Source organism: Methylobacterium sp. GXS13 (genome assembly GCF_001455965.1).
In the GTDB taxonomy this organism is placed as follows: Bacteria; Pseudomonadota; Alphaproteobacteria; order Rhizobiales; family Beijerinckiaceae; genus Methylobacterium.
Genome location: NZ_LKKO01000001.1, coordinates 391157 through 404354 on the forward strand (window position 1 = coordinate 391157; position 13198 = coordinate 404354).

The window sequence follows — 13198 nt, forward strand, 5'->3', positions numbered from 1 at the left end:
CCTATTCAGCCGCGCGCTGCGCGACCGCATCGGCCAAACCGAACCGCCCGATGCTGTCCTCAAGCCGCAGGGCCGCGTTGATCAGTGCCATGTGCGAGAAGCCCTGGGGTACATTTCCACGCTGCTCGCCGGTCGCTGCATCGATCTCTTCGGCGAACAAGCCGACATCGTTGCCCCGGGCGATCAGCCGCTCGAAGGCGGCTTTGGCCTCGCGGGTGCGCCCGTCGAGGGCGAGGCAGCCGACCCGCCAGAACGCGCAGGCGGTGAAGGTGCCCTCGTCGCCCTTCAGCCCGTCATCCATGCGGTAGCGATAAAGCAGGTCCCCGTCGCCGAGCTCGCGCTCGATCGCCGCTAGTGTCGAGCGGGTGCGCGGATCGGACGGATCCAGCGCGCCGAAGAGGGCGACACGAAGCACGGCCGCATCGAGATGGTGCGACTCGTACGCGCCGGTATAGGCCTGCTTTTCCGGGCTCCACCCCTTGTCGAGATACTCGGCCTGCACCTCGGCGGCGATCCGCTCCCAGTCTGCAATCTTATCAGCGGAGACGCCCGTGATGTTACGGCCGATCCGGGCGGCGTCGGTCAGCGCCACCCAAATCATCGCCTTGGTGTGGACCTGCTGACGCGGCCCGGTCCGCAATTCCCAAATGCCATTATCGGCGTCATGCCGGTGGCGGATCGCCCGGGCGGTGAGGTTGTCGAGAACCTCGGGCAGGCGGTCGTTGACCTTCTCGGGCGGGTCGTAATCGACGGCCTCCAGGAACACACAGAGAGCCCGCAACAATTCGCCGTAGATGTCGTGCTGGTCCTGAGCCTCGGCCAGATTGCCGATCACGACCGGGCCGACGCCGTGCCAACCGTCAAGATGATCGAGCACCTCCTCGGAGGGCATGCCATCGGTGATGCCGTACATCAGCTTTGTGTCCCGGCCGTAGGAGCCGTCCCGCTCGCGCAGGAATCGCAGGAACTCCGCGGCCTCGCGGACATAGCCGAGCATCACGAAGGCGGTGACCGTGAAGGCGGCGTCGCGCATCCAGGTGAAGCGGTAATCGTAATTGCGGTCTCCAGGGACCGCCTCCGGAAGTCCGGCAGTGGCCGCCGCCACGATGCCGCCCGTCGGCGAGTAGGTCAGAAGCTTGAGGCACAGGGCCGAGCGCATCACCGCATCCCGGTAGGCGCCGCGATAAGAACTGCGGGCGCTCCACCGGCGCCAGTACTCTGTGGTGGACTCCAAGCGGCTCTGCGCCCCGGCGTAATCTTCGATGCAGGCGTCCTCGTTGTCCTCACCGTGGGTCAGGACCAGGTAGGCCGTCTCGCCTGCTGCCAGGCTGAACCGGATCTCGGCCTCGTCGCCCACCAGCGCCGGCTGTGGGAAGGCGTTGACGCGCAGACGGCAATCCCCGGCCTCGAACAGGACGGACCGTCCCTCGACGATCGGCGTGCAGGGGCGGCGCGCGTAATCGAAGGTCGGGCGGACCACGAACCGCCCAGTGATCTGCCCGCTCTCGCAAGTGAGCAGCCGTATCAACCGGCTCTCGCCCTCGCCGTCGGGACCCTCGTCGGGCTCGGGGCTCGGCGGATTGACCGGCATCAGGTCGAGCAGCCGGGCGCGCCCGGTGGCAGTGGTGAAGGTCGTCTCCAGAATGTTGGTGTCGGGCACGTAGCGCCGGGCGGTGCCCTCGAGCTTCTCGAAGACCAAGCTGCATGAGCCGCCCTTGTCGTCGTCAAGAAGCTTCAGAAAGAGCGCCGGCGAGTCGTGACGCGGCCAGCACAGCCAGTCGATCGAGCCGTCCCGGGCGATCAGCGCACAGGAATGGGTGTCGCCGACGAGGGCGTAATCGCTGATGGGCTTTGACACGACGTTTCCGAATGGCGTTCGCGCCGATGGTGCGGCGCAATGAGATGCCGGTGAGGTAGCCGGGCCGGACGAGGCGGGGAGTCCGGCTCGACGATTCGCCGCACGCCACAACGAACGATTATGCGCTGGGTCGGGGCAGCATTCGGTCGCTGATGATCCGTCGCTGGATCTCGCTCGTCCCCTCGAAGATCGTGGTCAGACGCGCATCCCGCCAGTAGCGCTCGACCCGCCGCTCGGTGGTGTAGCCATTGCCGCCGTGGAGCTGCATCGCCTGGTTTGTGACGCGCACGGCCATCTCGGTGGCCAGGAGCTTCACCATGGCGGATTCACTTTCGGCCGGCTCGCCCTGGTCGAGCAAATGGGCCACCTGATGCCAGAACGCCCGCGCCTGGGCGACGTCGGCAGCCATGTCGGCCAGCGTGAAGCGCAGGGCCTGAAAGTCGCCGATCGGGTGGCCGAACTGGACGCGCTCCTGCAGGTAGGCCTGGGTATCCTCCACCGCCGCACGCGCCACGCCAACGGCCCGGGCCGCTGTGTGGACCCGGGCGATGTTCAGCCCGCGCTGAACCGATGCGAAGCCGCCGGAATCTGCATCGGCGCCTTGGTCGCCGTAGAGGCCGGTGAGTCGATCGCGCTCTGGCACGCGCACCCCGTCGAGGACGAGCTCAAACGTCTGGAAACCGTGATAGCCGATCTTGTCGATTACCCGGCCGGTGATGCCGGATGGGAAGCTGTCGCGGTCCTTCACGACCAAGAATGGCTCCAGCCCAGTCGAGCGCGACTCGCCGGGCTCCGGATCGCGGGTGCGGGCCAGAACCTCAATGAAGTCGGCACCCTTGGCGAAGCCGGCCCAGCGCTTGGTGCCGGTGAGCACCCATTCATCGCCGTCTCGCACCGCCCGTGTCTGTACGCCGGCGAGGTCCGACCCGGCATTGGGTTCGGACAGCGAGATCGAGCCGATCCAGGCCCCCCGGGCCGAGCGTCGCAGCAAGGCAGCCCGGCGCTCAGGGTCGAGGGTCTGGGTGCCCAGGCCCTGACCGCGGGCCAGGATGCTGCCGACCGACAACCAGGCCCGGGCCAATTCTTCCGAGACGAGGCAGTATTCGAATACCCCGAGGCCAAGGCCACCCTGTGCCTCCGGGATCGTGATGCCGAACCAGCCCTTCTCGGCCATGGCGTCGATCAACGTCCGGGGCATCTCGGCCTTCTGCGGATCGAGGTCGTCGGCGAGCGGCAGTACCGTGTCGCGGGCGAACCTGCGCGCCTCGGCCTGGAGCGCGACGCGGGCTGGGTTGTGCCACGGAGAAGCGAGTCCGGGAGGCTTCGGAGCGATCGGATCCGGCTTTGCCGTGGTTGTCATGGTCTCCCCGCAATCCAGTCGCCGCCACACGTATGGCTGTGCTGGAAACACGCGCTTACAAAATGGTTCCCGCTCGCATCTTCGAATAACGGCTGCTTCGGCGCATAATAACCTGATGACGCTCGCTGATCCGCTCGCCGATTCTATCGCGATGAACGCACCCACCACACCCCACATCCTCGTCGTTGAGGACGACCGGGAGATTTCAGCCCTGGTCGCTCGCTACCTGCGTGGCAACGAGTGTCGCGTGACACTGGCGGGCGATGGCGCGGAGATGGACCGGGCGCTGGCCGAGTCCCGGATCGACCTGATCGTGCTCGACCTGATGCTTCCTGGCGAGGACGGCCTAAGCCTGTGCCGGCGGCTGCGCGCCTCCTCGCAGATCCCGATCCTGATGCTCACCGCCAAATCCGAAGAGGTCGACCGCATCCTCGGGCTCGAACTGGGCGCCGATGATTACCTGGCCAAACCGTTCAACCCGCGAGAACTCCTGGCCCGGATCCGCGCGATCCTGCGCCGGGTCGCCGCCGAGGCGCCGGATACGGACGAGCGCCGCCGCCTGCATTTCGCCGGCTGGACGCTCGACGTATCGCTCCGCCAGGTTCTATCGCCGGAGGGGGCCCGGATCGCTGTCACGGGGGCGGAATTCGATCTGCTCCACGCACTCTGCCTCCGGCCGGGGCGGGTGCTGTCGCGCGACCAGCTCCTCGATCTCACCCAGGGTCGCTCGGCCGGGCCGTTCGAGCGCAGCATCGACGTGCTGATCTCGCGCATCCGCCAGAAGATCGAGCGGGACACGCGCAACCCCGAATTCATCCGCACGATCCGCTCGGGCGGCTACCTGTTCACCCCCGAAGTAACCCGGTCATGACCGCGTTTCAGCGCCTGCGCGCCCGACTGCGCCCGCAGAGCATCGCGGGCCAGATCGCTCTCCTGGTCGTGGCCGGAATCGCGGTGGCCCATATGGTCGCTACAGCGGCGTTCCTGATCCTGCACGAGCCGCCCAACCCGGACGAGTTGCCCGGCGTCGCGGCAAGCCGACTCGGCACGCTGGCGCGGCTCCTCGACGCCGCAGATCCGGCCGCGCGGCCGGCGCTGCTGGCGAGCGGCCGAAGCCTGCCGCTGGTCCGCATCGAGGCCTGGGACGGGACGGTGCCGCCGGATGCCAAACCGGCGCCGGACTTGCCGGTGATCCGCCGCCTGCGCAACGGGGCCGGTCGGCCGGTCACGATCACCGACCTCTCCGTGAGCGATCCCGCCGAAGCGCGGTCCGACGACCGGATCCATGTCGGCATCGCCATGCCGGCGGGCGCCAACCTCCAGGCATGGCTGCTGAACGATCCGCTGCATCCGCCCCGACAGGGTCCCCTGATCTTCACCGTCGTCTTCATGGCCCTGACTCTGGCGCTGCTCTGCGTCTGGGCGACCCGGGCGTTGACGGCGCCGCTCGCACGGCTCGCCGGCGCCGCCGAGGCGTTCGGCACGAGAGACGACCACGTCGCCCTGCCGGAGGCCGGCCCCCGGGAAGTGCTCGCCGTCTCCCGGGCGCTCGACCGGATGCGGGCACGCGTCCGTCGCCTGATCGACGACAGAACCCAGATGCTGGCGGCCATCAGCCACGATCTGCGCACGCCGATCACGCGCCTGCGCCTGAGGGCAGAATTTATTGAGGACGAACACGCCCGCGTCGCCGGCCTGCGCGACCTCGACCAGATGAATGGCTTGGTCGAAGCCGCTCTGTCCTTCGTGCGGGATGGGCAGACCCGCGATGCCGGTAGCTTCAGCCTCGTGGACCTGGCCTCTGTCGTTCAAACGGTCTGCGACGACTTCTCGGATGTCGGCGCGGCGGTGAGCGTCGGGCGGAGCCGTCATGTCCTCGTGCAGGGCCGTCCGGAGGAACTGCAGCGGGCGATCACGAACCTGGTAGACAATGCCGTCAAGTATGGTGGCCGGGCCGAAGTCCACATGGAGGCCTCCGAGCAAGGCATCCGGATCTGTATCCTCGATCAAGGGCCCGGCATTCCGGACGCCGAGCGAGACGCGATGCTGCAACCCTTCGTGCGCGGGGACCGCGCCCGCAACCTCAATGAGGCCAGCGGCTTCGGCCTCGGCCTCTCGATCGTGCTGGCGATCGTAGAAGCGCATAACGGCCGGCTGATCCTGCAGAACCGGAGCGAGGGAGGCGGCCTCTGCGCCGCGATCGAATTGCCCTTGGCCGCGCAGGCTTACGCAGGCCGGACGGTTCAACAAACGCCACTGCCCGCCCGGGCGGCCTGAGACCGCCCGGGTTGCAAAGTTGCTAGAAGGCTCAGGCCGCCCGGACGTTCTGCAGGAACTGCGACACCTCGGCACGAAGCTGCTCAGATTGGGCGGCAAGATCGTCCGAGGCTTGCGCCACCGAGGAGGCGGCCTGGCCGGCATCGTTCGCGACCCGAGCAACCTCGGCGATGTCGGAGGTCATGCCGCTGGTGCCGGTCGAGGCCTGCCCCATGCTGCGAACGATGTCCTGCGTGGTGACGCCCTGCTCTTCGACAGCAGCCGAGATGCTGGTGGAAACGTGGTTCATGGCTTCGATCTGCGAGACGATCCCCTGGATTGCCACAGAGACGCCGCCGGTCACTGCCTGGATCGACGCAACCTGCCGGCCGATCTCTTCCGTAGCGCGACTGGTCTGGGTCGCGAGCTCCTTCACCTCGGCCGCAACCACGGCAAAACCGCGGCCCGCCTCGCCGGCACGGGCTGCTTCGATCGTGGCGTTCAGCGCGAGCAGGTTGGTCTGACCAGCGATGGTCGAGACCATGCCGACCACGTCACCGATGCGGGTGGCAGCAGCGGCGAGATCCGCCATCGTGCCCTCGGCCCGCTTGGCCTCATCGACGGCGGTGGCTGACATCCCGGCCGCCTGCTCGACCTGACGTCCGATCTCCTGCACGGTGGCACCGAGCTCTTCTGCGGCCGCGGCGACGGCATCGACATTGTCCGCGGTCTGGCGTGCGGCACTGGCGACGCTGGTCGACCGCTCAGAGGTGCCGGCGACGGCGATCCGCATGGTGCCGGACGCGCCTTGCAAGGCCTCGACCCCCCGTGTCAGCCCCTGCACGATACCGCCGACCGACCGCTCGAAATCGTCGGCCAGCCCCTGCAGCATGGTACGGCGGGCCTGCTCCTCGCGCAGCTGCGCTGCCTCCGTGGTCTGGAGTTGCTGCGCTGCCTCTTCAAGAGACACGTCGCGAATCGTGACTACGGCGCGGGCGATGTCGCCGATCTCATCTCGGCGCCGGCTGCCCGGAACATCGGTAAGCGCCTCGCGGGCGGCTAGCGCCTTGAGGGCGCGGGTCAGAGCGCTGAGCGGTGACACGATCGAGCGCGCCAGCAACAGGCCGAGCACCGCAGTTCCAGCCAGGACACAGAGCCCGATCATGACCAGCGTGCGGGAGAGTGCCCGTACGGCGTCGATCGCCTCGGCCTGCGATTGCTCCGCCACCACGGTCCAGGGCGCTCCGAGAACGCTGACCGAGGAGGCCGCGGCCATGTGCGGGCCATCCGCCGACGGGAATTCGAAGCTGCCGCCGTCCTTCAGGCGGTCCGCCTCGATCCCGAGGGGCGCTACGCCGTCGCCGGCCTTCACGCCCGTATTCAACGGCGGGTTGCTGCGCAGCCGCCCATCGGCACCGGCGGCCAGGATCTGACCGGTCTCACCGAGGCCGGTCCGCTTGGACAGCGCCTGATCGAACAGCGTCGGCGTCACCCGCATGGCGATGAAGCCGATCCGCTCCGACGCCTGTGCCGTACCCATGGCGACGTTCGCCCGTTTGGTCATAGCTCGGCCAATGAAGGCCGCCGGCACGCCATCCACCGGATAGGCGGCGAAGTCCTCAAACAGGACCGCACTCGGGTCGGCGGATTTCAGGCGCTCGACCAAGCGGGCGAGCGGAGTACCCTTCAAGCCATCATCTGCAACCGACTTGCCGAAGTCCCCCCCCTTGGTGGTCGTGTAGACGATGCGGCCATTGTCATCGAGAAACAGCAGATCGGCATAGCCGGCCTGGGTGACGAGCTTGCGCGCGACTTCCTGGACCTTGACGTGCCGGCGCCCGTACATGCCGCTCCCATCCAGGGCGACCCGCGCCTCGACGGTCTGCGGCGCCTGGAACGCTTCGACCACCGCAGTCGTATCCGGCTTGGCCGGGTCGAGGTTATCGATCAGATCCGGGAAGTTCGAGACGATCTGCGGATGCGCCGCCGCAGCGAGGAAGTCGGCCTGCATCCGGTCGGCCACCAATTCGATCCCATCGCGGCGGGCGACCGCGGCGAGTTGCAGGCGCTCGTTCGCCGCATCGATCAAACCAGACCTGGCCGAATACCAGCTGAAGCCGCCCATCGCGGTAGCGCTAAGCAGCGCCAACCCGATCGTCATCGCCGGCAGGCGCGAACTCAGCCGCGAAAACATCACCATGGCAGTCCTAACACGTCTTCCAACTCAGCAACTGGCAGGACTCTAGGGAAGCTCCACGAAGATTCCGTAAACGCAGGCCAGGATAGGAATTTTCGAGCACAGAGATCAATTTATCCGGACTCAAGATCATTCGCGGCCTCTCAAGTAATAGAGAATGCAGCGAACCAATTCCACTTGAGAAATTCCAGACCAAGATGGACGTGGCCTTTGAAGACCAGTGTTTGATGAGGATTGCCTACCGTAGAGTCGGCTCTGTCTTCACCCCGGGCGATCGGATTGCCGGCCGCTGCGCCCCTTACGCTCAGCGACGTTGCTCGACCGGTGGCGGCCTGGTCCGGCGCTTGCTGCCGGAAATTGGGGTCGCCGATTGGTGGCCCGCCGCCATCAGTCCGCTTAGAGTTCCGGCTGGACGGAACCACCTTTACTGAGGAATGGGGCCCGGATGACAAACGAGGCGAGGGGAGAGGGTGCGTCCCGGATCGCGCTGATCGGGGCACCGATCGAAGTCGGCACCAGCGAGCCCGGCGCGTTGATGGGACCGGCGGCCCTGCGCACAGCGGGACTCGTCCGCACCCTGTCCGATCTCGGCCACGCGCTGGGCGATCACGGCGATGTCGTGTCTGACGGACCGGCCGATGGGCGGGGACTGCCGGCTGTCGCGGCCTGGACCCGCGCCCTGTCGCGTTCGGTCGAGGCCGCTCTCGGGGCGGGGGCAGTGCCGCTCGCCGCAGGCGGCGACCACAGCCTGTCACTCGGCTCTGTGGACGGGGCAATGCGCCATTGCGCGCGCGAAGGCCGCCCGCTGTTCGTGCTCTGGCTCGACGCGCATGCCGACTTCAACACTCCCGACACCTCACCTTCGGGCAATGTCCACGGCATGCCGCTCGCAGCGCTCTGCGGGGAGCCGGGCTTCCCGAGCCTGTTCGCCGATCCGGTGCCAGCCCCGCTGCCGCCGGAGAACGTCCATCTCTTCGGACTGCGCTCGATTGATGCCGGCGAGCGTGCCCTGGTTACAGCCCGCCGGGTCGGCGTCACCGATATGCGGACCATCGATGAATTCGGCGTCGTCGCGCCCCTGCGGCGGGTGCTTGACCGCGTCGCGCGGGACGGCGCCCATCTGCATGTCAGCCTTGATGTGGATTTCCTCGATCCGTCGATCGCGCCTGGAGTCGGAACCACCGTCCCGGGCGGCGCGACCTTCCGCGAAGCGCATCTCATCATGGAGATGCTACACGATTCCGGCCTCGTCCGGTCGCTTGACGTAGTCGAACTAAACCCGTTCCTCGACGATCGCGGACGCAGTGCCCGGGTGTTGGTCGAGCTGGTGGCGAGCCTCTTCGGTCGACGCATCCTAGACCGGCCAACGCTCGCGATCGAAGCGGTGTCGCCCGACCAGGCCGGCCGCCGATGATACTGGCTGGCTCTCAGGAAGCTTCAGGTCCGTCTGAGGCGTCACTTCGGCAGCGCTCGGAGGGTCGTGTTCATCTCCGCGCGGGGCTGTTCGGCGGCACCGGTTGTACCCGGATCCTCGATCTCGCCGAATCCGGCCCGTCGCGTCTGCGTTTTCCTCGTGGGGAGGGGGGGCTGGAGGCGGTCCTCGTCAACACCGCTGGGGGAGTCGCGTGCGGCGATACTTTCACAATTGCATTAAATCTTGAACCAGGTGCTGACGTGGTGCTTACCACCACGGCGGCGGAGAAAATCTACCGCTCGGACGGGCCGGTAAGCCGGATTGAGAATCGCGTCGTCCTGGCAAAGGGGACTCGGCTTGCATGGCTGCCGCAGGAAACGATCCTGTTCGACCGCGCCCGGGTGCGACGACGTTTTGAAGCCGACCTTGCGGACGGCGCCGCCCTGCTTGCCGTCGAGATCGTTGCCTTCGGCCGTGCCGCCAGAGGCGAGCGGATCACCGCGGGGCTATTCGCGGATGCCTGGCGCGTGCGCCGGGCCGGCCGGCTCGTCTACGCCGATAGCCTTTGCCTGAACGGCTCGATCTCCGATCTGCTCGCTCGACCGGCGGTCGGCGGCGGCGCCCGGGCGTGCGCGATTCTGCTCGACGTTTCAGAAGGCGCCGAGGCTCGCGTGGAGGAAGCCCGGGCCCTCCTGGAAGAGGCCGCCGTGCCGGCAATCGAGGTGGCCGTGAGTGCCTGGAACGGTCATCTCGTTATCCGCGCCCTGTCGGATGCGGTCGGCCCCCTGCGCAGCCTCATCGCACGCGTGCTAGCCAGCTATCGTGATCGGCCGATGCCTCGGGTCTGGCAGAGCTGACGCCGTCTGTGCCGTACCGGCCGAGAGCGCCGCTCCACCCAGCAGCATATTCTCGCGCAGAAGCCGCATCACAGCCGTTGCCTGCCGCCACCGACCTCTGCTAGAGACGCCCACCCGGAGCCGGCCGCCAGGCTCCATGGGCGACGCCGCGGCGTCGCGACGAGGGGCCTCGTGGCGGAGTGGTTACGCAGAGGACTGCAAATCCTTGCACCCCGGTTCGATTCCGGGCGAGGCCTCCACTGTCTCCTTCTTTATCAGAGCGCCGTTTTCATCCGCTCGCTGTCACTTGTGGCGCGATGTCCAGAGGTGGCGCGGCCTGAGAATGTCTGGCTGCATGCACAGCAACGGCCCAGGACAGTCGCCTCAACGATCGCCCGGCGCGGGCTGTCTGTGCCGAATTTCACAGACAAGGCGCTTTTTGGGACATGCTCCTCGATCGTGGCGGCGGCGGTCGCCTGGGTCGCTCTGCTGTGACGCGACGCAGCCCATCCTATGCGCGGTCTGGGCCGCCAAACCCTTCACCTCGGCTGCCACCACGGCTCGCACCGCCTCGATTGTCTCTGATAAGGCGAGCATCTTCGTCTGCGACGCCACCGCACGGATCAGCCCGATCACGGTCTGAGCCGCATCGGCGACTTGCGACGGGGTCTCCACCGGTGCCACCAACCCCTTTGCGTCGGAGAGTGCCGTTGAGACGACCTCCCTCACGTGGGGGCCGGGCGATAAATTCCTGGAGCCGCGACCGACAGCTTTTCGTCGGTGCTGGCAGCGTTGACGAGGCCAGCAGTCTCATAGGCTGCCGCCACAGTGACGGCGACTGACGCGGGCATCTGGCCTACGCGACCCGACACTGCGTCGGCTGAGATCTGCATGACCTCCATCGAAGCGGCGAGATCCCTTACCGTTCGGCGCATCTAACTTTCGAAGGCTCAGATCGCCGCGGGCAACGCGTTTGGCTCGGGCTCTTGTCGCTGATCCATGCACACAAGCCTCGCGCGATGGACGTGCAGCCGCAATCGGAAAGCGGCTCGCCCATGTCCCGTTCACCTGACGACGACGACGGCGATTATGGATCCAGGCCGACTTTTGCGCCGCGCCGAGGAGCGGCGGTGTAACGGCGACAGTAACGGCGCGTTTCCCTGCGCACGTATTTCGTCCTTGATCCGGATTGCGCCGAAGCTTCGTTCGCTTGGGACCAGGGTGGGGCGAAACCAGCAACGGTGCGCGGTGTTCGCTCAGGCGGCGTGCACTTGGCCCAGAAAGGTCTCGATCGCTTGCTGCAGGGTCCGCGTCCCAGCACTGACCCGGGACGCGCTGCCTCGTACCTGCTCGGCCTGCGCCTCATTGGAAGTTGCAGCGGCCCGCACGCCTCCGACGCTCTCCGAAACCTTGTGGGAATCCGCCGCCGCATCCGCGATGGCACGGGCGATCTCCTGGCTCGCGGCGCCCTGCTGATGCGCCGCCTGGGCGACCTCGGACGCGATGAGGCTCATCCGGGCGATGGTCTCGCCGATCGAGGTGATCGCGTCGACCGTGTTGGAGGCAGCTCCCTGGATCGAACCGACTTGCCCGGTGATGCGATCAGTGGCGAGAGCCGTTTGGCTAGCTAACGCCTTCACCTCCGCCGCGACCACGGCGAAACCGCGCCCCGCGACCCCGGCCCGCGCGGCCTCGATGGTGGCATTGAGGGCCAGCAGGTTGGTCTGCTCGGCCACCGTGCGGATCAAAGTGACCACGGCGTCGATCTCGGCGGCTGCTTGCGACAGGCTCGAGACGGTGAATTCCAGCTGCTTCGTATCGTTGAGGGCTGTCGCAGCGATCTCGCTTGTGTGCCGGACGCGCCCCTCGATCTCCCGGGCGGAGGCTGCGAACTCCTCGGCTGCGCTGGCGACGCTATCGACGATGTCGGCGGTTTGGCTCGAAGCACCTGCCACGACGGAAGCCCGGGCCACCATGTCACTGGCCGTCCCGGTGAGTGTCGCAGCTGCGTCCTGCATGGATTCGGCAGAGCCGGCGAGATCCGTCACCGCGCGATGCGTCTCGCTCTCGAAGGCCTTGGTCGCGTCGGCTAGCTGCTCGGCCCGGATGCGATCGCGGTCGCGGCGAGCCTGCGCTTCGGCGTCGAGGCGCCCCTTCTCGATCAGCGCTGCCTGAAAGGCCGCGATCGAGCCCGCCATTTCGCCGATCTCGTCGCGACGATGGGTGAATGGAATTGTCCGGCCAAGATCGTTGGAAGCCAGTGCCGTCATGTTGTTTTTGAGACGGTCGAGCGGTCGCCGGACTTGCGTGAGGATGATCCAGATCGCCGCCAGCAGCCCGAAGGCGAGCGCCACGGCCGGCACCGCAATGAGCGCCCACTGGGCCTGGCGGCGATCCGCGGCATCGGCTGCACGCCGCTGATTGAGGCGCGCCAGAACCTCGCGGCCCAGCAGGCCGATCTCCGCGATCATGTGCTCACGGTTCTTCACTGTCGCCTCGTCGGTGGCCTGGATCAGGGCAGCCTTCGGCGAGATGGTCAGACCGAGCTCAGCCGTGTCGTTCTGGTAGGCGATGAACTCCTTCACGAAGAGGTCGAATCGACGACGCCGATCCGGCGGCAGCTGGTCCTCCATCGCCTCCAGGAATGGCCCCCGAACTTGCTCGACGGCGGTCAGTGCATCGTGGAGCGCGGAGAGCCGGGTACGCGCCGCCGTGGTGTCCTCGGCGGTGTAGAGCGCTGTGGCCTGCACAACCGCGTGCTCGATCGCTTGGCCAAGGGCACCGGCCTGGAGACCGGCATTCCAGATCTTGTCCGTCGCGGCGGCACGCTCCTGCTCCCACAGCGATTGTCGGACGGCAAAGGCTGAGATGCCGACCGCGACGAAGCCCAACAGGCCAACGACCGCCGCCAGCTTGAAGCCGAGAGAAATACGCATGTGGAGGGGACCAGATTCCGTTAGGGTCGAAAGGTAGAGTGCACTCGCAGCGAGATTTGATCAAAATTTTGATATATTTGGCAAAAACGCGTGATCTGTAATTCTGGTTTTATAGCTTTACCGACGGACATGACGACGATCGGAATGCCTCGATTTCAAATTCGACGACGACAAATTTTTCTTATCGCAACGTCCCGCCAGGAAGATCATATCTTCAAAGGGTAACCGTGCCACGCATTCCGCGATCGAGGCGGATCAAGTAGCCTGTGCAAGGATTACGCGCATCGCGAAGCCGACGATCAGGAACGCGATCAACGACAGGCCGATATAGTCGGGCATGC

8 protein-coding genes, 1 tRNA gene and 1 pseudogene are annotated in these 13198 nt (G+C 66.8%); 5 read left to right on the plus strand and 5 right to left on the minus strand.

The window, feature by feature from the left end:
• Nucleotide 1 precedes the first annotated feature (1 nt).
• Nucleotides 2-1858: a glycoside hydrolase family 15 protein gene (locus tag AO398_RS01955; RefSeq protein ID WP_058190315.1), complete on the minus strand. Its 1857-nt coding sequence runs from the start codon at nucleotides 1856-1858 to the stop codon at nucleotides 2-4.
• Nucleotides 1859-1976: 118 nt separating this feature from the next.
• Entirely contained in the window at nucleotides 1977-3218 is a 1242-nt protein-coding gene (locus AO398_RS01960) for an acyl-CoA dehydrogenase family protein (RefSeq protein ID WP_058190316.1), read from the minus strand.
• A gap of 115 nt (nucleotides 3219-3333) precedes the next feature.
• Here AO398_RS01960 and AO398_RS01965 point away from each other — a divergent pair, with 115 nt between their 5' ends.
• Together AO398_RS01965 and AO398_RS01970 are read left to right on the plus strand one after the other, a co-directional pair.
• Nucleotides 3334-4089 carry a response regulator gene (locus AO398_RS01965; protein ID WP_201025695.1) on the plus strand — a complete coding sequence of 252 codons (756 nt, stop codon included), beginning with the start codon at nucleotides 3334-3336 and terminating at the stop codon, nucleotides 4087-4089.
• Nucleotides 4086-5495: an ATP-binding protein gene (locus tag AO398_RS01970; protein ID WP_058190317.1), complete on the plus strand. Its 1410-nt coding sequence runs from the start codon at nucleotides 4086-4088 to the stop codon at nucleotides 5493-5495. Before AO398_RS01965 ends, AO398_RS01970 begins: the two co-directional genes overlap by 4 nt.
• A 31-nt stretch (nucleotides 5496-5526) precedes the next feature.
• On the opposite strand, the gene AO398_RS01975 is transcribed toward AO398_RS01970, so the two are convergent.
• Nucleotides 5527-7674 carry a methyl-accepting chemotaxis protein gene (locus AO398_RS01975; RefSeq protein WP_058190318.1) on the minus strand — a complete coding sequence of 716 codons (2148 nt, stop codon included), beginning with the start codon at nucleotides 7672-7674 and terminating at the stop codon, nucleotides 5527-5529.
• Nucleotides 7675-8116: 442 nt separating this feature from the next.
• Here AO398_RS01975 and rocF point away from each other — a divergent pair, with 442 nt between their 5' ends.
• From rocF to AO398_RS01990, 3 genes are all read left to right on the plus strand, one after another.
• The gene (rocF, locus tag AO398_RS01980) at nucleotides 8117-9085 is read left to right on the plus strand and encodes an arginase (RefSeq protein ID WP_058190319.1); all 969 of its coding nucleotides are present in this window, start codon (nucleotides 8117-8119) and stop codon (nucleotides 9083-9085) included.
• On the plus strand, nucleotides 9082-9942 hold the full coding sequence (locus AO398_RS01985) for an urease accessory protein UreD (RefSeq protein WP_058190320.1): 861 nt from the start codon (nucleotides 9082-9084) through the stop codon (nucleotides 9940-9942). Before rocF ends, AO398_RS01985 begins: the two co-directional genes overlap by 4 nt.
• Before the next feature lie 165 nt (nucleotides 9943-10107).
• Nucleotides 10108-10181 (plus strand) — tRNA-Cys (locus AO398_RS01990).
• A gap of 256 nt (nucleotides 10182-10437) precedes the next feature.
• Here AO398_RS01990 and AO398_RS29265 read toward each other — a convergent pair.
• Together AO398_RS29265 and AO398_RS01995 are read right to left on the minus strand one after the other, a co-directional pair.
• Nucleotides 10438-10557 (minus strand): annotated as a pseudogene (locus tag AO398_RS29265) (chemotaxis protein); the annotation flags it as partial.
• Nucleotides 10558-11177: 620 nt separating this feature from the next.
• A complete protein-coding gene (locus tag AO398_RS01995; RefSeq protein WP_058190321.1) occupies nucleotides 11178-12857 on the minus strand; it encodes a HAMP domain-containing methyl-accepting chemotaxis protein in 1680 nt (559 codons plus the stop codon).
• Nucleotides 12858-13198: the final 341 nt, after the last annotated feature.